The sequence below is a fragment of the Vibrio sp. B1Z05 genome, from assembly GCF_052955985.1.
Map to the genome: position 1 here is coordinate 778,917 of NZ_CP130463.1, position 21,733 is coordinate 800,649.

The following is a 21,733-nucleotide window of genomic DNA, read 5'->3' on the forward strand; positions in this document are numbered from 1 at the left end:
TCAGTGCTAGTCAGTTTTTTGGGATTGAAGCGTAGTAATAGTTATAGTGTAATCATCAATTAGATGATGGAAAATAATTTTCCCACTCAGTTTGTCTTTATTGCTGTATTGAATATGGATGACTTCTTTACCGTCACTGTTATAAATGCTGCGGCTATTGTCAGTATCTAGTATTCGCCACTGCACTGCATTTAATGGTGCTTCCCAAGCCGAAGCCGGCCACAAGGTAATCATTAAATTAAACAGCACTTGCTCTGGTGCCGGTAACACGCCATCTAGTCCAGTCAGCACCTCGCTCGATATATTATCCCCTTGATACTCAAGAGATAATATTCTTGTTCCCCAAGATGAAAACCCTGCTAAAACCAGCTTGTCGTGAGTGACTTGTAGCTGAACTGGAAGCTGCTCTGTGCGATCTTTTTTACCATTGTGCCAAGTGGCTTCAATAAGCTGACTGGCACTGAGCGAATAGCCAAGAGAGTCCGGTGTAGGCAAATACACTTGCTGCTCAGCAGTGATATTGACCGCAGGAGTGTGCGCGGTAGGCGTAGTGGTTACACAAGCGCTTAGCATTAGGCTCAATAGTAACGTCAGCAGTGATTTCGGGTAGAGACAAAGCCTCATTATTTATCCTTTTGAGTAATGGCTAATGGTGATAATAACCAAGCGACAAAAATGCCACACAATACCGTAATACCAAAGCTGTGAATGGCATGGGTTTGACTCAGAGACAGCAAGCCAAACGAAAGCAAAGTGGTCAATGCTGATAAGGTAATCGCAAGTAATGTACTTGGACTACGAGATTTTTCAGCAAAAAATAAAGTGTAGTCAATGCCGATACCAATGATCAGAATCAGCGCCAGCAGGTTAAACAAGTTTAGTGACGCACCTGTTGCTAAAGCGGCGGCAAGCCCGGCCAAACACGCAATAATCGAAGGCAGTAAAATCTTCACTGTGTGCCTAAACCCGTAACGCTTAATGAGCACTAGGGCGATAACGCTAAGGGCGGCAAGCAATAACTCAACCACTTTTACGCGATATTTAGCGAACAACGAAGAGATCTCTTCAGCCTTATTTAAGTAGTTAATATCGGGTTGCGAAGCAACAAAGGCTTTAACTTGTTCGGGATTATTCAGCTCATTTAACATGACCACGCTGGCCACTTTATCGTCTATTTTTCCCACATACAAAAAACGTGTTGGCTCGGAGACCACCTGCGTTAAATAGTCAGCCAGAGAAATCGGCGTAAATTGCTCTGGGATGCTGGGTGTATCGGTAAGAGACAGCGCTTTTGTTAAGGTATTAGCCTGGGTGTGATACAAGTTTTCAATTAACTGATAGCTTTGTTTTTGACGCGAGGCAGAGCTTACGTATTGAGACAGAGCTTGATAGCCCTTAATGGTACCGCTGTGTTGCCAATCATTTAAGGTCAGCTCTAGCGATTCTAGCCGTTGTAGCAACGCTTCATCGCTAGAGGCGGTCACCACTAGCATCTGTTGTGACGACTGCCTGCCACTGAGCTCAGAAATGAATTGCTCTTGCTGTTTTAGCTGCTCTGGCATCGCTTGTAGTTGGCGGATGTCATCGTTGTATTGCAGATGCATTAATGGAGCTAGCGATGCAAGCAAGCAAATAATTGGCAGTCCATATTTGACGCTTTTCTTTGACCATAAGGTCAACCATTGTTGCCATAGCCATATGCCGGGCAAAGTGCGGTTAACGCTGGGTTTAGCCGCTAACATGGGATACCAAGCTACCACAGTAATGTAGGCGGCAATCAGACCAATCGATGAGAATAGCGCCAGTTGTTGCAAGCCAGGGAATGGCGCAATTAACATGCCCAAATAGCCAATTAAGCTGGTGGCAAGCCCCATAGTAATGGCGACAAATATGTGTTTTAAACCTAATCGGCTGTCCCATTGCTGTCCGCTAGCAAGGCGCTCGGTCAGGTAGTGAAAAGCATAGTCAATGGATACTCCAATTAAACTGGCGCCAAAGACTAGACTAAATAGATGGATACGGCCAAAGATCATGGTGGTCAGTGCCAAAGCAGACAACAACCCCACACTGATGGATAAAATAGCCAGCAGTAGCGGTGTGGCGCTGCGAAACACGCCAATGACTAGCACAATCACGCCAAGCAATGAAAATAAGCCTATGGTGCTTATTTCTGATTTGGCGCTTTGGGTGCCAAACTCCGCATAAAAAAGCACACCTGTGTGCACCGTTTGCGCGTCAAATTGCTCTGAAAGTGACTGTTCAATGGCCTGTATTTCCGGCACACCTTTTTGCGCTTGCAAACTGTATGGCGAGTCTTTTAAGGTGGCGGTGACTAATAGATATTTCTTGCCATCATGCACCGCAGAGAGAAAACCATTGTCGATAGTAAATGCTGAGCTGTTTTGGGTTAACTGCGACAAATAGTCGCGAAACAGTAAAAATGGGTCGTTACTAAGTTCAGTGCCAGTGACACCAGAAAAAGGGTTGTAAACCGACTGCACGACTAACTGCACCTGATCTTGAGGGGCGTGTTGCAGTCGTTCTCTTTGTTGGGGCGTTAACTGCTGAAAGCGGTGCTTAAAATAATACGAAGCCCATAATTTTTGCTGATCGGCGCTGACTTTGCCGACCACGTCATTAAATAGCCCAGTATGTGTGAGGGATTGTTGTAATTGGCTTGCCGCCGTAAAAACTGTGTCTTGGTCTTTTTCTTTATTATTTAGTGAAATGGCAAAAACCACTTTGTTGCTTAGGTTTCCTGATAGGGATTCAAAAGCTTGCTCTACCACTGGGTTTTGTTGATTGACCGGCAACAATTTTAGGATGTTAGTCTCAATAGGAGAGTGCGCTGACCATAGCCACTGTTTTGCCAGCATAGCCATAAACAGCAACACCAATATCAGCCATGCATAGGCAATGTTGCGACTTTTTCGGTGTGAATTATTTGAAGCTGAATTGAGCTTGTTCAGCATCATTTAGATTCTCTGGTTGATGAGTTTGATTGGAGAATACGATTTCGGTTTTATCGCCACGGATTTCTTGTAGCGTTAGGCTATCAATCGCTTGCGTGCCGACTAACACAATTGAGCTAAATACTGAGTTCAGTGGCGCTTGTGTTGGGGTTAAGGTAATCGTCCAAGTGCCTGCTTTAACGCTAAAGTCGATGTTAAATTGCTCTTTTAACGCTTGTGTATCACCATGGAATACCGCTAAGAACACATGGCTAAAATAAAACGCCATTGGGTTTTCTTTGGCAGTGATCACTTGCGGGTCTTGATTGGCAAATGTTTGGCGCAGCTTATCTTTGGTTAATACCAGATTGACCGGAAATGGCGTATTTTGTTGCCACAATAAACCATTGGTTTTGCTTAGGGTAAATGTGCCTTGTGAGCGCAGAGGCTGGGCAAACATTTCAATACTACGCAACTGAGTAAAGTCGCCACGCACAATGTCGTGCTGAGCCAATTGCGTTTGCAAAGAAGCCAGATCGGTCACTTGAGCGTATGACAATGGTGACATCACCATTAAGGCCATTGTTAGCCACTTAACTGACCACTTAGTTAGCCACTTAGCTAGGTTATGGTTTTTCATGCTGCGGTTTCTCGCTCTGTCAACGTCACTAATACAAGGTTTCATGACGGGCTATTGCTGCCATGACTGTGCCAATATTCCACCTTATCGGTAAATACTTTGGGCGATACAAAACACATTTCTTGGCTGTCTATGGATACGGCAACCTGCATCGTATGCGCTTTACACATGCGTTGCTTGGTTGCTGCATCATAGATTACGTAGTCAACGCGCAATCGATTTTCCCACTCCGTCAATTTGGCGGTTACTTTTATCTCATGACAAAAGGGAATCGCTTTAACGTAGCGTACTCGAGTATCAATAATTGGCCACATGTACCCAGATTTTTGCATGGCTAAATAACCATAGCCAATCTTATCCATTAAGATTCGACGGGCTTCTTCAAAAAAACGGAAGTAGTTACCGTGGTAGATGACTCCCATAGGGTCGGCATCTTGAAATGAGGTGACTAAAGTCACCTCAGATTCGAGTGAAAATCGACTGTCGTTTGCCATTATTTCTCCGAGTATAGAGGCCAGTGGCGCTGTTGAATACGAGCCATAAAGTGGCGTAAGTCATGCTCAAGAGGGCGATCCTCTTCGACAAATTCAAACTCACTTAATACCGCATCACGAATTGATTTTAGGTTTGAGCTTAGGTGCTCATCATCCAATTCATTGTGACGACGGCGAATTTCTAGCGCTTGTACACTGGCGAGCAATGAAGCCGAAGCCACTTGTTCGGTAAGCTCAAGTACGCGTACACAATCGCGCGCCGAAATAGTCCCCATGCTCACTTTATCTTGGTTGTGACACTCAGTAGAGCGAGAGAATACGCTCGCTGGCATGGTGTGTTTCAATGCTTCAGCCGTCCAAGCCGAAATACCAATTTGTACTGCTTTAAAGCCGTGGTTAATAGGTTTTCTTTCGCCTTCAGAGCCGGTTAGGTTAAATGGCAGGCCGTTGTTAAATTTGTAATCCATTAGCTGAGCCATTTGGCGGTCAAGTAGATCCGCTAGGTTAGCAATACCGGTTTTTAGCGTGTCCATTGCCATAGCAATGTGACCACCGTAGAAGTGACCACCGTGCAGTACGCGCTCGTTATCACCATCGATGATAGGGTTGTCGTTGGCACTGTTTAGTTCGTTTTCAATTAAAGAACGAATCCAAGGTAGAGAGTCTTGAACCGCGCCGATAACGTGCGGTGCACAACGTAGCGAGTAACGGTCTTGAAGACGATCACTGTTGCGTGGTGGACGTTCTGCTTTTAGATCGTCACGAATCCATGCTGCAATTTGTTGCTGACCTGGATGAGGTTTTACCGCAAATAATGCTTCATCAAAGTGGAACTGGTTACCGTTCATGCCCACAGAAACTAAGGCTGTGATCTTAGAACACAGCTGAGCTAGGTATTCTGCGCGTTTGTAGGCTAGACAAGCGATAGCGGTCATTACCGCAGTACCGTTCATCAGTGCTAGCCCTTCTTTTGGCTTAAGACGAATGGGGTCTATGCCAAGCTCTGCAAATACTTCTTCGGTAGGGCGAGTTTCGCCTTTATAGATCACATCACGTTCGCCAATCAGCGCCGCAGCAAGATAAGAAAGAGGCGTTAAGTCGCCACTTGCGCCCACAGAACCCTCTTCAGGAATGCGCGGAGTAATGTCTTTGTTGATCAGAGTGATGATTTGGTTTAGTAGTTCATGCGAAACACCCGATACACCTTGCGCTAGAGAGCAAAGGCGAGTTGCCAGAACCGCTCTTGCTTGTTCATGCGTTAAAATGTCACCCAGACCACAGCCGTGGAAACGAGTAAGGTGCAGTGGCAGTTCATCAATCAAGTTAGGTGGAATTGCCACAGTACATGAGTCACCATAGCCGGTAGTCACACCGTAAACCACGCCATCTTCTTTTAAAAGACGTTCTAAAAACGCCACACCACGGTCAATTTTGCTAGTGAACTCTGGCGCATTATTTAGCTTGGCATCTGCACCTTGTGCAATGGCAACAACGTCTTCGATAGAAAGCGCCTGAGCGCCGAAGGTAATGGTGTTAGTGTTTTTTTCTGTCATCTTTCTGATCACTTAATGTCCAAAAATTAAAAAAGTTATACCACTGCAAAGGAGCTTGCAATGTATAGTGCTGCAAACGGTCGGCATAGCTTTGCACGACATTTTGCAGAGCTTGTTGACGTTCTTTTCGAGGAAGAATGATCTTGTCACTAAACGGCTCAAAATAAACGTCAAACAGCGGCTTATCACTAGAGTCATCTCGTAATCCAAATAGCAGATATACCGGTGCTTTTAGCACCGATGCCAGCAAAAATGGACCTTGCGGAAATGGCGCAGGTTTACCTAAAAAGTCCGCCCATACTGAGCGACTTTCTTTACTGGTGGAGGTGCGATCGCCGACGATCACTACCCATTCACCAGCTTCAATTTTTTGTTGTAATAAAATCGCGGTATCAGGCCCAATGCTACTCACTTGAATCAAGTTTAGGTCTGAATTTGCGTTGACCGCTTTCATTACGGTATTAAATCGCTCTGCATGTTCGGTAAACACCAAAGCATTAATTTTTACATGTGAGTACTTACGCGCTAATGCTCGGCACAGTTCAATATTGCCCAAATGTGAGCCAATCAAGATAACGCCACGTTGGCTTTGGGCAATTTTAGGGAAGTGCTCTTTGCCGTGTATGGTCAGGTTGTCACTATTAAAATCGCCTTTCCACGCCGCCAGTTTGTCGAGCATAGTGTGCCCAAAAGAGAGTAGGTGATGATAACTGTCGATGGGTTTAGGCAGTGCAATGCCTTGTGCTGTGGCATAGCTTTGCAGCTGTTGTAAAAATTGTTCTGAGGCCAATTTGGCGTCTTTGCCTGTTAAGTGGTAATAGCGGATCACCACTTTTAGGATCAGGTTAAACACTTTTCGTCCCAGTAGGGTGTAAATCGCCAACATCAGTTTAATGCCAAGCACAGTGCCTTGCTCTTGACGTTTTGACCAATGGGTTTTATCTGTGTTGGTAGGCTTTTGCCAGTGACGCGCTAACAGCTTAGGGATTCTTGGTAACATGCCAAAAAACAGACGGGTATGCATCCAACTGATTTTGACGTTATCCCACAAAGCGTCAAAGTGGGAAATGCCACCTTCTGGGTAAATTACGCGGGTTTCAACAAAGTCGATATCAACGCCTTCCCAGTACATGCGTACTAAGATTTCGATATCAAAATCCATGCGTTGACCAATGCGGTATTTATCCAGCACAGCCACAGTTTTTGCGACTGGATAGGCTCTAAAGCCGCACATGCTGTCTTTAATAGACAATGACAGTGTCTCTATCCATACCCAAATATGGGTGGCATAGCGACCGTACAAACGAGATTTTGGCACGCTCGCATCGTAAATAGGTTGCCCCGAAATAAGACGAGTAGGGTGCGCTTTTGAGCTAGCAATCAGCTTAGGCAGAGCGTCAACGTCATGCTGACCATCGGCATCAATTTGGATAACGTGACTGTAACCAAGTTGATGAGCTTTGCGAATACCGGCCATCACCGCGCCGCCTTTACCTGAGTTTTCAGCTAAAGTTTCTAAAATTACCTCACGGCTGTTGGCTAATTCTTGCAAGGCTTGCTTAGTGGCACTATCGCTACCGTCATCAACTACGATACAAGGTAGAGCAAACGCTTCTAGCGAAGCCACTACAGCATCAATAGTACTGCCATGGTTATAGCAAGGAATTAAAAAGCACGGCTGGTAAGTCTGCACATTATTTCCCTAGTTTCATTTTTCCAGAGGAATGAATCACCAACAATTCGCCCTGTTGCGAGCGAAACTTGAAGGAGAGTTTTTGCTTATCGCTATCCCAGTTCAAATCCAAAGTGACTTGTGCATCAGGCAAAATAGGCTCTTGAAACTTAATCACTTCCATCCCTTTAAATACAGCGGGTGTATTTAGGTATTCAACCGCATAAAACAGCGCCCAATCAATTTGACTGACTCCAGGCAATAAAGGGAAATGAGAAAAATGGCCGCAAAAATCCAAGATGTCAGCGTCGACTTTAAGCTGCAGTGTGGCTTGCGTATCAGCGCAATTCACATCAATGATGGTTGGTTTTCTTTTGTGCATCTGCTTTATCTTACTCATTTCGTTATCTGCGTCTTTTTTGCGTAATTGTTAGTTGTGTGCCTTTGCCCAGTTTGACATTACTCATGCTTGAAACAGCTTCTTAATTTCGTTTACTTGTCGTTTGCCTTGGCTATTTAGCGGAATGTCGTCGACTATGCGGTACTTACGCGGAATCGCTACCGGCTCTAACCAATCTCGCAATGCTTTACGTAGAGCAATCCAAAACGGCCCTTTACCAATACGCTGCACTTCTTTATGCCCAGCTTCGGTGAGCACGATGACTGCGCAAATTGTTAGACGCTGGTCATCTTGCATTGGAATCGTGGCGCTTTCTTCAATCCAGTCTAGTTGATCTAAGCGCTTTTCGAGTTCGACTAAAGAGATGCGTTTTTCTTCTATTTTGATGACGCGATCGGTTCGCCCTTTGAGATCAAAACTGCGCTGATCATGGAACTGACATTCGTCTGCGGTTTGATACCAATCGTCACCGGCAATATGTGGCGCACGTAAGCGTAAGCAGTTTTCACTATTGAGCTCAGCTTCTACAGTTGGAAATAACTGCCAAGCTGTACTTGGAGTGTGTTGCTGACGAAATGCAATGCCACCGGTTTCGGTACTACCAAACACTTCCATAGGCAGAGAGCCCAATAGCGTTTGGCTCAGTTTGGCGGCTGCTTGCGGTAAAGGCCCGCCAGAGGACACTATGCGGCGATATGGCGCACTCTTTTTGTCATCCGTTAGACGTTTAAGCAGGGCTGGGCTACTGATCAGCACCGAGTCTTTATCCGCGTGTTGGATAACTTGTTCTGGAAACTCTAAATTGTGCGCTGCAAAAGGTCGGCCAGCGCAGAGCGGCCATAACAGGCGGAAGAGCAATCCATAAATATGTAGATGAGAGACAGTGCTTTCGATGCGTGTGTTGGCTATATCTGCGCCCCAAAGGGACTCCAAAATAACCACTTCATTATCCAGTTGCGTCAGTTTTTTTACGATGGCTTTTGCTGTGCCACTGGAGCCAGATGTAAACAAAGTTACTTTGATTGAATCGAGATCCAGAGGCGCAAATGCGATTGGCTTAGTGGCTGTACTTTCTGAAGCTCGAGTCACTTCAAGCGCGTTCAAATCATTACTGACGGTGATATCGCTATCATGCAATAACAAGTCAAAGTGTTGACTCAATTCTTTAAGCGCTTGGGTTTGATAGTTGCCCGGTAATACCAATGATTTTTGGCTGTAACAAGCCGCAAAAAAGCCCACAGCAAACAGGTAGCTATTGCCAAAGCACAAAGCGACGTTTTGTTCACGGTGTTGCGCTAATCGCTCAGCATAGAGCGCTACATCATGTTGAAACTCGCGCCACGTGATATGGGTGTGTCTATCGAAAGCCACTATATTATTACTAGCACGATTATTAGTAGCACGCTCTGTACAAAACAGGTGTGTAAGAGAAGAAAAGCTAGCTTGCTCTAGGTTCATTTTATCTTACGATCCTTCAGGAGAAACTGGCGAACAATCCACTCAATGGCGAATAATGATCCGGCAAGAATATAACTAATTAGCCCGTTGTAGAGCGTCCAAAGTTGCAGTGAATGAAAGCAGGTATAAAGTGCGAATAGTCCATTTGCAATAAAGAACAAACACCAAATTACAGTGACTTTTCGCGTGTAGTCCACCCCACTTTGAGGTAAGTCGGGGTCTTGCAGTCTGGCTAAGCGTTCAATAATGGTTTGTGGCTGTTTTAAGCTAGAAGCAAACACCACCAACATGCATAGATTGACTACAACGGGATAAAACGTTAGCCAACCGTGCTGCTTAAAAATGAGTCCTAACCCCACTAGAGTGATGCCGGTGACCGCACTAATTTGCGCCACGTATTTCAACTCTTTGAGCTTGGTTTTTTGAACACTGAGTAAACGCACTGCCAAAGCGAGGATCAATAAAATCCCCACGATGGAAAATCCAAACCTATCAATGCCAAAATACACGGCAAATGGATAGGCAAGTAACACCACAGCGGACAGAATTGTCAGCAATTGGCGCATTAGGCTTCCTTAAGAAGCTCAGCAACAGCGTTTACTACATCATCAACCGTACGTACTGCGCTAAATTCAGCCGGTTTGATTTTCTTGCCTGTTACATTTTGTAGGTGAACAACAAGATCAACCGCGTCGATGCTATCCAAATCGAGATCTGTGTATAAATGAGCGTCAGATACGATATCTGCTTCATCCAGTTCAAATAGCTCGACTAGGGCTTCTTTAACTTGATTAAATACCTGATCTTTACTTACGTCTGTCATGAGAGTCTATACCTACGGATTATTCGCTGATCTGTGAAGAGATGTAAGTGGCGAGATTGCTAACAGAAGCAAAGTGCTCGCGAGTATTAGTGTCATCTGCATCAATAATAATGTTGTATTTCTTTTTAATCGCAAGACCCAGTTCTAGGGCATCGATTGAATCTAAACCTAATCCATCACCAAAAAGCGGCGCTTCAGTTTCAATATCATCAATGGTTAAATCTTCAAGATTAAGAGCATCAATGATGAGTTGTTTAATTTCGTTATGTAATTTTTCCACTGGGACCTACTTTATGGCTAATGATTATTAGGAAATATTATCTCAGTTAAATGCCGTTGCAAACGGCGGGCCGCAATTGTTGGCGACTCTGTTTGTTCGATAAAAGGTTGAACTTTAACTTTGTCTTTTACTTCAATACGAAAAAAAGGCTTATTTAACGGTACGTTATACCATTTTCCTTGTTTAGTAAGGAAGCTAGAAGAAACGGAAATATGCACTACACGCAAATCTCTTTGGGTGCGAATGGCAATTTGCGCCGCTCCTCTTTGTAATTTTGACGGAACTCCCGGTGTTGTTCTGGTCCCTTCAGGGAAGATAAGCAACACGTTGCCCTTATCAAATCGTTGTGTGCATCGTACCAGAAGATCGTCGGCGGTTTCATTTGGAATATAACCTGCCGCTTTTACTATGTGCTTCATAAAAGGGTTAGCCCAAATAGAAGACTTAACCAAACAATCACAACGTTTGAGCTGCGATGCAATGAGCACATAATCAATAAGGCTAGGGTGGTTTGCAATAATCAGACAGTCTGAGTCCTGTTCTAATATATCCGCACCGATAATTTGATAATCAATAACGCCAGTAAACTTCATGAGTTTACAAAAGCCATTGAAAGAGCGCTGAATAACGCCCTGAACCTTATACTCTCTACGGGTTTGATTTTTAATAAATAAATGAATAACGGGGATGACTAAAAAGCTCAGCACTAGGCCGCCTAGTCCAAAGACCACAAAGCAGAATCCGGTAGCAAAAACACGCCAATAGCGGTCAAGTGTCTTCATGGTTTTTGATACCATTCCCATATTTGCTTCGATGATGTTATCGCCCAGTTATTGCTACTACCAAGAAAATGCTGAAGAAAGGTTAATGCTTGGGGCATTGATTGCTCTTCGGTGTCATTGCTCATTTGCTTGGTGATTGTGAATCTATCGCCATATGATACCACTAGCCCAAGCCCATAACCGTTGTAAACTTGGTTTTCATATTTGGAGTATGCATCGGGTAGAGGCTCATCGAAATCGACGATCAGTACTTTATGGGTCGGGTGACAAGTTAAATATAACCAAGCTTCAGTAAGGGCGCTGTGAAAGGTATTGCTTGAAGCGGCAATAGAGGTCAGTGGAATGGGCTTTTTAATGGCAATGGTGGCAAGCCCTGCTGCGGTATTGTGCACCGACTGTGAAAAAGCCATAGGTGAGGCTTCTTCGCCGCAGACGATATCATTAATCAGTTTTGCACTGCGATGCAGCTCTCCGTGACGGCTGGCAAACACGAGATATTGCACGTCATGCTCTTTGAGTAATTCAATGCTGGTTTGCACTGCAAGCTTACTTAAACTACTCATTCTGCGGCGCATCATTGGCGGTATTGCGGACGATACTATCGTACTGTCTTGTGGCCAAATGCCGTCATCTGCCCATTCTTGCCACTGGCTTTGCGTCGATATACCTGGCGCATAAGCATTCCATGCATCAATGTTGAATTGTAGTGTTAGGTTATTCTTGAGCATATTTTTGTGCAGACTCTTGTATATAAAATCTTGATATGTAACGTTTAATATCGAGATCGTTGTTGCTGAAATGACTTAGAAAAGCGCACCAATAAAGAAATAAAAACCCTAAAAGTTTATTCCTGATTATTTTTGCAATAAGTATTTTCACTTAATGCTATACATTAACCCAATAAACTTGAAAGCAAAAGATGCTAATATCGCTCATAATTGTAATCGTTGAATGTAAGCTCAACGTCGACATCTAGAGAAAACTCTCTGCAACAGAACCTGCTCAGCGGGCACTCTAATTACATATAAAGGTTTATCTGTGTTAAATAAAGAACAAGACCCATATACCGCGCTAGAAGCGAAAACTGAAGCGCAAAAGTTATCCTTTGCTCCCATCGTATTTCATACTGCGAGAACATTGCGTGATTTAGGCATTTTGGCCGTGTTAGATAATGCAGGTGAACAAGGACTCAATGCTGAGCAAATTAGCCAACAGTCTGATGTCTCAGAATATGGTGTTAAAGTTCTGCTTGATATGGCGGTTAGTGCCAATATCGTTACCTATAACAAGCCTAACTATATTATCGCGAACCTTGGTTTCTTCCTGCTACACGATGGCATGACCAAAGCGAATATGGATTTTACCGCTGACGTTTGTTACGCGGCGATGATGCATTTAACCGAAGCGATTGTAGAAGGCAAACCGGCAGGGCTTAAAGAGCTAGGTGATTGGGAAACCATCTATGAGGGATTATCTCGTCTACCAGAGCAAGCCAAGCAAAGCTGGTTTAACTTTGATCACTTCTACTCGGATCGTTCATTCCCGAAATTACTTGAAACGGTATTTGGCAATAAACCACAGAAAATTGCGGATATCGGTGGCAACACAGGTAAGTGGGCGTTGCAGTGCTGTAACTACGATCAAGACGTGAACGTTACTATTGTCGATTTGCCTCAACAACTTGAGATGGCAAAAATCAATGCCGAAAAGAATGGCTTTGCCGATCGCATTAATTTTTACCCGGCCAACATGCTCAACAAAGAGCAGACTCTGCCAGACAACATTGATACATGGTGGATGAGCCAGTTCTTAGATTGTTTCTCGCCTATGGAAATTCTGAGTATTTTGAAGCGCGTGAAAAAGCAGCTTCGACCTGGTGATTCAATCTACATTCTGGAACTGTTCTGGGATGCACAAAAATACGAAGCAGCCGCATACAGCCTAAATGCCACTTCACTGTATTTCACCTGTTTAGCCAACGGTAATAGCCGTTTCTACCGCAGTGATGACTTCCTAGAAATTATCGAAGAAGCCGGCCTTGCGGTGGATGAGCGCATCGATAACATTGGCTTAGGTCATACACTGTTAAAATTGCAGGCGAAATAACCCGTTAATTTGCTCACAGTAATAGACAAAAGCCCCGCTGATTGTGATAAATCAGCGGGGCTTTTTTATTATTAGCGGGTAATTCTTATCAAAGATAAAAGTTAACTAGGATAAAAGATTATCCAGCCACCACCTTTAGGGTTTGGCGTTTTGCATCCACAATTTTATTGGCTAATTCAGCAAAGCCAAATCCGCCATTTTCAGTCAGTAGGTGACTTGGTTTGCTGGTCAACTGATCTAACACCTTGTGAATATTGTTGACGCCAAATGTCGTTGGAAGCCATTGAAACATAGCTTCATCGTTTTGTGAGTCGCCCACATAACTGATGCGCTGTAGCGGTAAATCTTCAAAGATGCTGTTTGCTCTCAGATAAGCTTCACCAGTGACACGCTTGCTATGCTCTCCTAACCACACATTGAGATGGATAGAGCTTAACGTAGCGTGCACCGCTTGTCCGTCAATGCTTAGCCCGCGACATTTCATCATTAACTGTTGCGCAATCTCATCACTGACAGGCTCTCGGTCTTGACTAAGATTGATCGCTATATCGCAGTAGCGAAACGGCTGATCAGAGGCAAAGCCAATATCATCATACTGCGCTAAAAGCTGTTCTAGCTCGTGCTTTAGTTTAGCTTGTTGCTGCTGCATTTCCTGCATGGGCAGCGCAGAGTGAACACTAAAGTCAGTGGCATTTTTTTGCATCCAAAATGCGCCATTTTCGCCGATCACGCCATGTACAGGCCATAATTTTGCAATTTGGTCACACCAACCAGCGCAAGCGCCAGTTACCGCAACAACCTTAACCCCAACTTGCTGTAAGTCGTACAGGGCCTTTAGGGTGACATCAGGAAGTTTACCTTCCCATGTCAGAGTATCGTCTACGTCGGTTAACAACCATTCAATATCGCGGAGGCGATTAAGGTCAATGGTGTTGATTGGGTCAAGCATTTACAGCCTCTTTTTGTTGCGAAGCGACACATTCAAAATCAAAACGTGCTTCGCTTTGGGTATCAAATAGGTGGATGGATTCATTATCAAAGTCTAGGCCAATGATGTCATCAGGCTGAATCGCCTCATGACCATCAACGCGAACAACCAGATTTTGTGGATGCGCATCAAGAGTGTGGCAGTACAATAATAAATCAGCGCCAAGCGCTTCAATTAATTCCACTTTTACGCTAAATCTTGGGTTGTGTTTTTCTAGCAACAAATGCTCAGGACGCAGCCCAACTTTAATCACTCCGTAAGGAAGGCCTTGGCTGTTGATGGGTAAAATAGTCTCGCCAATATGAATGCCGAGCTCACTAATATTCGCGTTTAAGATATTCATCGCCGGAGAGCCCATAAAGGTGGCCACAAACAGTGATGCAGGTTTTTGATAGATCTCAAGCGGTGAACCTACTTGCTCTACATTACCTTGGTTTAGCACCACTAGCTTATCGGCCAGTGTCATGGCTTCAACCTGATCGTGGGTAACGTACACAGAGGTAGTATTTAGGTTACGTTGCAGTCGTTTGATCTCTAGGCGCATCTGTACGCGTAATTTAGCGTCAAGGTTTGATAGCGGCTCATCAAATAAAAATACTTTTGGCTTACGCACAATGGCGCGCCCCATTGCCACGCGCTGACGTTGACCACCAGAGAGTTGCTTAGGCTTACGGTCTAATAGATGAGACAGCTCAAGCATTTCAGCGGCTTGATTGACCAGTTTTTCAATCTCAGCTTTTGGCGTTTTACGGTTACGTAGGCCATACGCCATGTTATTAAATACCGACATATGTGGATACAGAGCGTAGTTCTGGAACACCATCGCAATATCACGTTCGCTTGGTTCGTGATCGTTGACGATTTTGTCATCAATTTTTAGCTCGCCACTGGAGATCTCTTCTAGACCCGCAATCATACGCAGCAGCGTTGATTTACCACAGCCACTTGGGCCAACTAAGACCACCATTTCGCCGTCTTGGATGTTTAAATTAAGTTTTTGAATCGCTTGGTATCCATTTGGGTAGCACTTAGCGATATTTGAAAGAGTTAAGGTAGACATAAATTATTTCTCCGAATCCACAAGGCCTTTGACGAATGCTTTTTGCATCCCGATAACCACGATGACAGGGGGTAACATGGCAATAATGGTGGTCGCCATGATCTTGTTCCATTCAATCACGCCATCGACAACGCCAAGCATCTGCTTGATGCCCATTACAATGGTGTAATAGCTAGTGTCTGTGGTGATGAGCAAAGGCCAAAGGTATTGATTCCACCCATAAATAAAGGTGATCACAAAAAGAGCCGCAATGTTGGTGCGCGATAGCGGCAATAAAATATCAAAAAAGAACTTCATTGGGCCTGCGCCATCAATGCGCGCCGCTTCGACCAGTTCTTTAGGGACAGTTAAGAAAAACTGCCTAAATAAGAAAGTCGCGGTCGCACTGGCAATCAAAGGAATAGTCAAACCATAGAATGAGTTCAACATATTGAGGTTAGTGATTACCTCAAAGGTAGGCATGATGCGCACTTCGACTGGCAGCATTAAGGTGAAAAAGATCATCCAAAATGCCAGCATACGGCCGCGAAATTCAAAAAATACCACCGCATAAGCAGACAAAATTGAAATGGTCAGCTTGCCGATAGTGATACATATCGCCATGATAAATGAGTTGAGTAGCATCTGCGGAATAGGCAGGGCGCTGTTGTTGTGTACGCCGGTACCCGACAGTAAATCTACAAACACGCTCAAACCAAGATCGCCAAACCACAGTGGTGTGCCGGTCGCAAATGCCGTATTGGGGTGAGTGGTTGCCACTAAAGCAATCCACACCGGTAACGCGATGGCCAAAATACCGAGAATCAGTACCAAATGACAAACGAGTTTAAATAAAGGGCGTCGTTCTACCATTAGTAAGCCACCTTCTTTTCTACGTATTTAAATTGAATGACAGTCAGTAGCGCCACTAAGATCATCAACACCACGGACTGGGCGGCCGATGAACCAAGATCAAGGCCGATAAAGCCGTCGTTATACACTTTGTACACTAGCGTTGAGGTACTGTTGCTTGGACCGCCTTGGGTCATGGCATGGATAACCGCAAAAGTATCAAAGAAGGCGTATACAAAGTTCACTACCAATAGGAAGAAGCTAGTGGGCGAAATCAGTGGGAAACTGATGGTGAGAAAACGCTTAATTGGGCCACTACCATCAATAGCGGCAGCTTCATGCAATGACTTAGGAACCGATTGTAAGGCAGCTAAGAAAAACAAAAAGTTGTAGCTGATTTGCTTCCAAGTAGAGGTAATCACCACCATCCACATGGCGTGAGTGCCGTTCAGGGTTGGATTCCAATTCACATTAAATAAATTCAGTATTTCGCTGACTACGCCAATAGTGGGATCAAACAGAAATAGCCACAAAGAACCTGCGACTACAGGGGCAACCGCATACGGCCAAATCAAAAAAGTGCGATAAAACGTCGCGCCGCGCATGATTTGTTCGGCAAAAGCGGCCAACACTAATGCACTGACAAGGGCGAGTACCGCAACGCTGATGCTGAACTGCATAGTGGTAAGAAAAGAGTTTAAATAGAGCTTATCGCTAAATAAATTCAAGAAGTTTTCCAATCCCACGAACTCACGACTGATGCCAAAAGCATCTTCTAACAGAGTAGATTGGAAAACTGCCTGACCTGCTGGCCAGATAAAAAACACCAGAGTGATGATTAATTGCGGCGCAATAAGCGCAACGGGTAACCATTTGTGTTTAAAAACAACTTGTGAAGACATATAAAAATCCAGTGAACGCCACCTGATCTTTAATTAAGATCAGGTGGCGAGATAGGTTACTTTTGCGTACGTTCGAAGCGACGTAGTTGTTGGTCACCACGTTGCACAGCAGTGTTTAGTGCTGTAGTCGCTGATTTACGACCTGCCCAAACTGCTTCTAGTTCTTCGTTGATGATGTCACGAGTTTGTAGGAAGTTACCAAAGCGGATACCTTTAGAGTTTTCCGTTGGCGCAGTTTCTGTCATTTGGATAACAGCGGTATCTGTACCAGGGTGAGACTTGTAGAAGCCTTCTTTCTTAGTCAACTCGTAAGCGTCTTGAGTGATTGGCAAATAGCCTGTGCCTTTGTGCCACTCTGACTGTACTTCAGGGCTAGATAGGTAAGTAAAGAACTTAGCTACGCCTTTGTATTCTTCGCTTGAGTGACCACGAAGAACCCAAAGAGATGCGCCACCGATGATGGTATTTTGTGGTGTTTTTACTAGAGTGTCGTCGTAAGGAAGTTGTGCAACACCTACGTTAATACCTTGCATGTTTTCTTGAATGCCGGCTAGGCCAGCAGAAGAGCCCATTGTCATCGCACATTCGCCAGTGTAGAACAATGGCATACCGTCAGATTGGCGACCGCCGTACTTAAATACGCCTTCTTTAGACCATTTCGCCATTTGATCGATGTGTTTAACAAATGGTTCAGAGTTAAAGGTGTACTCAGTGTCAAAGCCATCAAATCCATTTTGCTTAGTAGCAACAGGAACGTTGTTACGTGCACCAAAGTTCTCGATTTGAACCCATGATTGCCACGTGGTTGTGAAACCACATTTAGCGCCAGACTTCATCAGTTTAAGAGACGTCTCTTCCATCTCTTTCCATGTTTTCGGAGCTTCTTTGATGCCCGCTTTAGCAAACATGTCTTGGTTGTAGTACATCACAGGAGTTGAGCTGTTAAACGGCATTGATAACATTTTGCCGTCTTTAGTGGTGTAGTAACCTGTTACTGCTGGTAGGTAGTCACTAGAGTCGAACTGCTCTTTAGTGTCTTGCATCAATTGGTAAACAGGGTAAATTGCCTGCTCTGCACCCATCATTGTCGCAGTGCCCACTTCGAATACCTGAACGATAGCTGGCTGCTCTTTAGCACGGAACGCAGCAATTGCGCTGGTCATCGTTTCTGCGTAGCTACCTTTAAATACAGGTTTGATTTCATACTCAGACTGGCTGGCATTAAAGTCAGTAGCAATTGCGTTAACTTTCTCACCAAGAGCACCACCCATCGCGTGCCACCATTCAACTTCCGTCTTTGCGTGAGCTTGGGCACTAAGAAGCGCTGTTGCTAGTACTGCGCCAGTAAAGCGTGTAATCGACATATTCGTTCCTTTAAATTTAAGTTTGGGTAATAGAAAATGAACTCGATGGTCCATGTTCATTTGTATTCATATTTCTTTGTTTGCGTTCAAGTGAAAGTTAAATGAGAAAGATGACGTTTGGATTACAGATAAATGAACTTAATTGAACATTTGATTTGTATAAGTGGTGACATTTATTTGTCATATTTGCCTGACATTCTTTAGGTAATTCAGGTGGATATGGAATGAGAGTGAATGTCTAGTATTTTGAAGACAGAGGGTAATTTGAAGGCCAACGCTATTCTAAAAACAATGGCGCATCGTGGCATTTCAAGCCAAGCACCAGAGAATACGTTAGCTGCGTTTATACTTGCGGTAGATGCAGGCTGTCAGTGGATAGAAATTGATGTGCAGTTGTCCAGTGATGGCGTACCTATGGTCATCCATGATGATACGGTTAACCGATGCACTAATGGTTGTGGCAAAGTGGCTGAAATGACTTTATCGCAATTGAAAAAGTTGGATGCAGGTCTGTGGTTTAATGATAAATATATGGATGAGCCTATTCCGACTTTGTTGGAAACATTAGACTTTGTGCAGCGCACTCAAACAAAGCTGAACATTGAACTTAAAGTATATCCGCAAGACGATATTGCACTGTTGTGCGCTAAAGTGGCGCAAGTCATTATTGCCTCAGGTATTGCTGCAGATCAGATCTTATTTTCCAGTTTTTCTACTCAAGCATTAGTTGAGATGCAGGATTTATTGCCACAGGTACGCCGAGGGCAACTATGGCAGAAAATCCCTCTCAATGCGTTTGATATTCTACGTGATATCAATGCCTACAGCGTACATTGTGACTATCGCTTTTTGACCTCAGCCACAGCGCAACAGATCAAGCAGTTTGATTATCAGTTGTATTGTTACACGCCTAACTTCCCTGAGCTGGTGGAAGATTATTGGCATTGGGGCGTGGATATGATGATCACTGATATTCCGCAAGCGTACGTCGCCTTAGAAAATGTTTGAGCGTAATGCCATGCACAATATAAGTCTTCGTCAGCAACAAGTCATCGATCTGATCTCAGCACAAGAATATTGCAGCATTGATGAACTTTCAGAACATTTTGGCGTAACCACTCAAACAATACGCCGTGATATTAATAAGCTGTGTAGCCTACGCTTAGCACAGCGCCATCACGGCGGTGTGAGCTTGCCAAGCACCTTGGTTAATCGCAGCTTTCTATCACGAAGCACGACCAATCAAGATGAAAAGCGAGCGGTAGCCGCCGAGGTAGTCAAACAGATCCCTGACGGATGTACTTTGTTTTTAGGCATTGGCACCACAATTGCTTTAATTGCAGAGCAATTGGTCAACCATAATCAATTACGAGTCGTCACCAATAACTTTCAAGCGGCGCATATTTTGTCACAGTACGATCATATCGAAATATGGTTGGCGGGTGGCAAATTGCGTACTCGCGATGGCGATATTATTGGTGATGGAGTGGGACAGTTTTTTGATAAATTCAGCGCCGATATTGGCATTATTAGCTGTGCGGCCATTAGTGAAATTCAGCAATTAGATGGTCATCAAGACTTGTGTGCATCTAGCAATGATGAAGCAGTGCTCAATGAGTACGCAATGGAACATGAGCTGGGTGAAGCGCAGACCAGTCAAGCTATTCTCATCGGTTCTAAACAGAAATGGCTAGTGGCAAATTCCAGTAAATGGCATAGAAAAGCCAATGCAAAAGTGGCGAACTTAACTCAATTTGATCGAGTCTTTGGGGGAAAAACACTTAGCTCGAATTGAGTCATCGAAATCGATAATCTCTATTGAGATCTCATCTATATCGTTTCATTTTCACCAGCATTTTTGGCACTAAAAATGCTGGTTTTTTTATTTAAGACCTTCCTTACTTCGTCTCATATTTACCTTTGTTAGTCCCTCTGTTGTGCCTGTCACAAGCGCTTAAATAAGCATAACTAAAAGCCCACTTATATCTTGTGGTTATTACTGTACGTGAAAATTATGTAAAAAAATGTTTGTAACAAAAGGTGAAAATCACGTACATTATGTGAATGAAAACGATTATCAAACGCAACCGCATTAACACCAGGTAAGGGATTTACAACATTATGCAACAGAAACCTATTTTTTCAGCTGTGGCCGCATTGGCTTTATTGAGCAGTCCATTGTCAGCAAAAGAAGTGACAGAACAACAAGTTGTTACTCATTATGCGGATGTAGCGCACTCGGTTTATTTTGATTCACTGGCAACGGCGAAAATCCTAAATAATAGCATTGAGCAATTTATTGCTAAGCCGTCAGAGGCCAGTTTTAAGCAAGTAAAACAAGCCTGGCTAAATGCGCGAGTGCCATACCAACAATCAGAAGTATTCCGTTTTGGTAATCCGGTAGTGGATGACTGGGAAGGGCAACTTAATGCATGGCCGCTAGATGAAGGCTTAATTGACTACGTTGCTGCAGGTTACCAATTTGAAATGGGTAACGATGGCGCAACGGCAAATATTGTCGCGAACAGCGAGCTGATTATCGGCAATACAAAGGTGGATACGGCAACCATCACTCCACAATTAATCGCCAGTCTTAATGAACTTGGTGGTTCAGAGGCTAACGTGGCTTCGGGTTATCACGCAATTGAGTTCTTGTTGTGGGGCCAAGATTTAAATGGCACCAATAGCGGTGCAGGTGAACGCAGTTATACCGATTATGTGGTGGGTGAGGGTTGTACAAATAATAACTGTGACCGTCGCGGGCAGTACTTACAAGCAACGGCGCAACTATTGGTTGAAGATTTACAGTGGATGGAAAAACAGTGGTCTGCGGATAGCAAAGATAATTATCGCCAAACCTTGCTTAGTGAGCCATCTGAAAACGGTTTACGCCGAATGCTGTTTGGCATGGGGTCGCTTTCTTTAGGTGAGTTAGCGGGAGAAAGAATGAAAGTGGCATTAGAAGCGGGTTCAACAGAAGATGAACACGACTGTTTTTCTGATAACACGCACAACTCTCATTACTACAACGAGCAAGGGATCTACAACGTATACACGGGGACTTACACTCGTAGCGACGGTAAAAAAATTGCAGGACCAAGTATTGCCGATTTGGTGCAACAAAAAGATGCCAAAGCAGCGCAGCAGATTCAGCAACAGTTTGATAGCTCCATTGCCCAAGTCGGTAAGCTGGTGGATTCTGCTGAAAATAAAGGTCAGCACTTTGATCAACTGATTGCTTCTAACAACAAAGCAGGTCAACAGCTGGTGCAAGACACGATTCAATCTCTGGTTGAGCAAACCAAAGCCATTGAAAAAAGCGCCACTATCATTGGCATTACAAGTTTGAATCCAGATACAGCTGATCATCAGTTTTAAGTAAAAGGAAAATAAAAGGAGGCGAATGCTCGCCTCCTTTTGCCGTTTTTC

General features: G+C 44.1%; 22 protein-coding genes. 4 read left to right on the top strand and 18 right to left on the bottom strand.

Annotated features, from left to right (window positions below; translation table 11 throughout):
* Positions 1 to 6 precede the first annotated feature (6 nt).
* The 13 genes from QV280_RS03710 to QV280_RS03770 all read right to left on the bottom strand — a co-directional run bounded on the left by QV280_RS03710 (position 7) and on the right by QV280_RS03770 (position 11,781).
* Positions 7 to 624, bottom strand: a complete 618-nt coding sequence (locus QV280_RS03710; RefSeq protein ID WP_152821690.1) for a DUF3261 domain-containing protein — start codon at positions 622 to 624, stop codon at positions 7 to 9.
* Positions 624 to 2,972, bottom strand: a complete 2,349-nt coding sequence (locus QV280_RS03715; RefSeq protein WP_152821795.1) for an MMPL family transporter — start codon at positions 2,970 to 2,972, stop codon at positions 624 to 626. The genes QV280_RS03710 and QV280_RS03715 overlap by 1 nt, the downstream gene beginning before the upstream one ends.
* A complete protein-coding gene (locus tag QV280_RS03720) occupies positions 2,941 to 3,591 on the bottom strand; it encodes an outer membrane lipoprotein carrier protein LolA (RefSeq protein WP_084309040.1) in 651 nt (216 codons plus the stop codon). Before QV280_RS03720 ends, QV280_RS03715 begins: the two co-directional genes overlap by 32 nt.
* 41 nt (positions 3,592 to 3,632) lie before the next feature.
* Positions 3,633 to 4,085, bottom strand: a complete 453-nt coding sequence (locus QV280_RS03725) for an acyl-CoA thioesterase (RefSeq protein ID WP_023402864.1) — start codon at positions 4,083 to 4,085, stop codon at positions 3,633 to 3,635.
* Complete coding sequence (locus QV280_RS03730) at positions 4,085 to 5,638, bottom strand: HAL/PAL/TAL family ammonia-lyase (protein ID WP_152821692.1); 1,554 nt, start codon at positions 5,636 to 5,638, stop codon at positions 4,085 to 4,087. Before QV280_RS03730 ends, QV280_RS03725 begins: the two co-directional genes overlap by 1 nt.
* Positions 5,619 to 7,331 (bottom strand): glycosyltransferase family 2 protein, encoded by a 1,713-nt coding sequence (locus QV280_RS03735; protein ID WP_367869609.1) that lies wholly within the window; start codon positions 7,329 to 7,331, stop codon positions 5,619 to 5,621. The genes QV280_RS03730 and QV280_RS03735 overlap by 20 nt, the downstream gene beginning before the upstream one ends.
* Position 7,332: 1 nt before the next feature.
* Entirely contained in the window at positions 7,333 to 7,692 is a 360-nt protein-coding gene (locus QV280_RS03740) for an ApeI family dehydratase (RefSeq protein WP_152821797.1), read from the bottom strand.
* 81 nt (positions 7,693 to 7,773) lie between these two features.
* On the bottom strand, positions 7,774 to 9,168 hold the full coding sequence (locus QV280_RS03745; protein ID WP_023402860.1) for an AMP-binding protein: 1,395 nt from the start codon (positions 9,166 to 9,168) through the stop codon (positions 7,774 to 7,776).
* Positions 9,165 to 9,734, bottom strand: a complete 570-nt coding sequence (locus tag QV280_RS03750) for a COG4648 family protein (protein ID WP_023402859.1) — start codon at positions 9,732 to 9,734, stop codon at positions 9,165 to 9,167. The genes QV280_RS03745 and QV280_RS03750 overlap by 4 nt, the downstream gene beginning before the upstream one ends.
* Positions 9,734 to 9,991 (bottom strand): acyl carrier protein, encoded by a 258-nt coding sequence (locus QV280_RS03755; RefSeq protein WP_023402858.1) that lies wholly within the window; start codon positions 9,989 to 9,991, stop codon positions 9,734 to 9,736. Before QV280_RS03755 ends, QV280_RS03750 begins: the two co-directional genes overlap by 1 nt.
* 19 nt (positions 9,992 to 10,010) lie before the next feature.
* The gene (locus QV280_RS03760) at positions 10,011 to 10,271 is read right to left on the bottom strand and encodes a phosphopantetheine-binding protein (RefSeq protein ID WP_261823804.1); all 261 of its coding nucleotides are present in this window, start codon (positions 10,269 to 10,271) and stop codon (positions 10,011 to 10,013) included.
* A 17-nt stretch (positions 10,272 to 10,288) separates the two neighbouring features.
* On the bottom strand, positions 10,289 to 11,053 hold the full coding sequence (locus QV280_RS03765; protein WP_152821694.1) for a lysophospholipid acyltransferase family protein: 765 nt from the start codon (positions 11,051 to 11,053) through the stop codon (positions 10,289 to 10,291).
* On the bottom strand, positions 11,050 to 11,781 hold the full coding sequence (locus QV280_RS03770; protein ID WP_152821696.1) for a beta-ketoacyl synthase chain length factor: 732 nt from the start codon (positions 11,779 to 11,781) through the stop codon (positions 11,050 to 11,052). The genes QV280_RS03765 and QV280_RS03770 overlap by 4 nt, the downstream gene beginning before the upstream one ends.
* Before the next feature lie 310 nt (positions 11,782 to 12,091).
* Here QV280_RS03770 and QV280_RS03775 point away from each other — a divergent pair, with 310 nt between their 5' ends.
* A complete protein-coding gene (locus QV280_RS03775) occupies positions 12,092 to 13,159 on the top strand; it encodes a class I SAM-dependent methyltransferase (protein WP_023402854.1) in 1,068 nt (355 codons plus the stop codon).
* Positions 13,160 to 13,277: 118 nt separating this feature from the next.
* On the opposite strand, the gene QV280_RS03780 is transcribed toward QV280_RS03775, so the two are convergent.
* From QV280_RS03780 to ugpB, 5 genes are read right to left on the bottom strand one after another with little or no spacing between them, the layout of a single operon-like run.
* Entirely contained in the window at positions 13,278 to 14,108 is an 831-nt protein-coding gene (locus tag QV280_RS03780; protein WP_152821698.1) for an HAD-IIB family hydrolase, read from the bottom strand.
* Positions 14,101 to 15,207: a sn-glycerol-3-phosphate ABC transporter ATP-binding protein UgpC gene (gene ugpC / locus QV280_RS03785; protein ID WP_023402852.1), complete on the bottom strand. Its 1,107-nt coding sequence runs from the start codon at positions 15,205 to 15,207 to the stop codon at positions 14,101 to 14,103. The genes QV280_RS03780 and ugpC overlap by 8 nt, the downstream gene beginning before the upstream one ends.
* Before the next feature lie 3 nt (positions 15,208 to 15,210).
* Positions 15,211 to 16,059, bottom strand: a complete 849-nt coding sequence (gene ugpE / locus QV280_RS03790; RefSeq protein ID WP_023402851.1) for a sn-glycerol-3-phosphate ABC transporter permease UgpE — start codon at positions 16,057 to 16,059, stop codon at positions 15,211 to 15,213.
* Positions 16,059 to 16,940, bottom strand: coding sequence for a sn-glycerol-3-phosphate ABC transporter permease UgpA (gene ugpA, locus QV280_RS03795; protein ID WP_023402850.1), 882 nt, complete (start codon positions 16,938 to 16,940; stop codon positions 16,059 to 16,061). Before ugpA ends, ugpE begins: the two co-directional genes overlap by 1 nt.
* A gap of 56 nt (positions 16,941 to 16,996) precedes the next feature.
* Positions 16,997 to 18,304 carry a sn-glycerol-3-phosphate ABC transporter substrate-binding protein UgpB gene (gene ugpB / locus QV280_RS03800; protein WP_152821700.1) on the bottom strand — a complete coding sequence of 436 codons (1,308 nt, stop codon included), beginning with the start codon at positions 18,302 to 18,304 and terminating at the stop codon, positions 16,997 to 16,999.
* Positions 18,305 to 18,538: 234 nt separating this feature from the next.
* On the opposite strand from ugpB, the gene QV280_RS03805 reads away from it, so the two are divergent.
* The 3 genes from QV280_RS03805 to QV280_RS03815 all read left to right on the top strand — a co-directional run bounded on the left by QV280_RS03805 (position 18,539) and on the right by QV280_RS03815 (position 21,682).
* Complete coding sequence (locus QV280_RS03805; protein ID WP_152821702.1) at positions 18,539 to 19,312, top strand: glycerophosphoryl diester phosphodiesterase; 774 nt, start codon at positions 18,539 to 18,541, stop codon at positions 19,310 to 19,312.
* 10 nt (positions 19,313 to 19,322) lie between these two features.
* Positions 19,323 to 20,099, top strand: coding sequence for a DeoR/GlpR family DNA-binding transcription regulator (locus QV280_RS03810; RefSeq protein ID WP_152821704.1), 777 nt, complete (start codon positions 19,323 to 19,325; stop codon positions 20,097 to 20,099).
* A gap of 326 nt (positions 20,100 to 20,425) precedes the next feature.
* Positions 20,426 to 21,682: an imelysin family protein gene (locus QV280_RS03815; protein WP_152821706.1), complete on the top strand. Its 1,257-nt coding sequence runs from the start codon at positions 20,426 to 20,428 to the stop codon at positions 21,680 to 21,682.
* Positions 21,683 to 21,733: the final 51 nt, after the last annotated feature.

Coding starts and splice junctions, on each gene's coding strand:
- QV280_RS03710 (WP_152821690.1), bottom strand. CDS start 624: ATGAGGCTTTGTCTCTACCCGAAATCACTGCTGACGTTACTATTGAGC.
- QV280_RS03715 (WP_152821795.1), bottom strand. CDS start 2,972: ATGCTGAACAAGCTCAATTCAGCTTCAAATAATTCACACCGAAAAAGT.
- QV280_RS03720 (WP_084309040.1), bottom strand. CDS start 3,591: ATGAAAAACCATAACCTAGCTAAGTGGCTAACTAAGTGGTCAGTTAAG.
- QV280_RS03725 (WP_023402864.1), bottom strand. CDS start 4,085: ATGGCAAACGACAGTCGATTTTCACTCGAATCTGAGGTGACTTTAGTC.
- QV280_RS03730 (WP_152821692.1), bottom strand. CDS start 5,638: ATGACAGAAAAAAACACTAACACCATTACCTTCGGCGCTCAGGCGCTT.
- QV280_RS03740 (WP_152821797.1), bottom strand. CDS start 7,692: ATGCACAAAAGAAAACCAACCATCATTGATGTGAATTGCGCTGATACG.
- QV280_RS03745 (WP_023402860.1), bottom strand. CDS start 9,168: ATGAACCTAGAGCAAGCTAGCTTTTCTTCTCTTACACACCTGTTTTGT.
- QV280_RS03750 (WP_023402859.1), bottom strand. CDS start 9,734: ATGCGCCAATTGCTGACAATTCTGTCCGCTGTGGTGTTACTTGCCTAT.
- QV280_RS03755 (WP_023402858.1), bottom strand. CDS start 9,991: ATGACAGACGTAAGTAAAGATCAGGTATTTAATCAAGTTAAAGAAGCC.
- QV280_RS03765 (WP_152821694.1), bottom strand. CDS start 11,053: ATGAAGACACTTGACCGCTATTGGCGTGTTTTTGCTACCGGATTCTGC.
- QV280_RS03770 (WP_152821696.1), bottom strand. CDS start 11,781: ATGCTCAAGAATAACCTAACACTACAATTCAACATTGATGCATGGAAT.
- QV280_RS03780 (WP_152821698.1), bottom strand. CDS start 14,108: ATGCTTGACCCAATCAACACCATTGACCTTAATCGCCTCCGCGATATT.
- ugpC (WP_023402852.1), bottom strand. CDS start 15,207: ATGTCTACCTTAACTCTTTCAAATATCGCTAAGTGCTACCCAAATGGA.
- ugpE (WP_023402851.1), bottom strand. CDS start 16,059: ATGGTAGAACGACGCCCTTTATTTAAACTCGTTTGTCATTTGGTACTG.
- ugpA (WP_023402850.1), bottom strand. CDS start 16,940: ATGTCTTCACAAGTTGTTTTTAAACACAAATGGTTACCCGTTGCGCTT.
- ugpB (WP_152821700.1), bottom strand. CDS start 18,304: ATGTCGATTACACGCTTTACTGGCGCAGTACTAGCAACAGCGCTTCTT.
- QV280_RS03805 (WP_152821702.1), top strand. CDS start 18,539: ATGTCTAGTATTTTGAAGACAGAGGGTAATTTGAAGGCCAACGCTATT.
- QV280_RS03810 (WP_152821704.1), top strand. CDS start 19,323: ATGCACAATATAAGTCTTCGTCAGCAACAAGTCATCGATCTGATCTCA.
- QV280_RS03815 (WP_152821706.1), top strand. CDS start 20,426: ATGCAACAGAAACCTATTTTTTCAGCTGTGGCCGCATTGGCTTTATTG.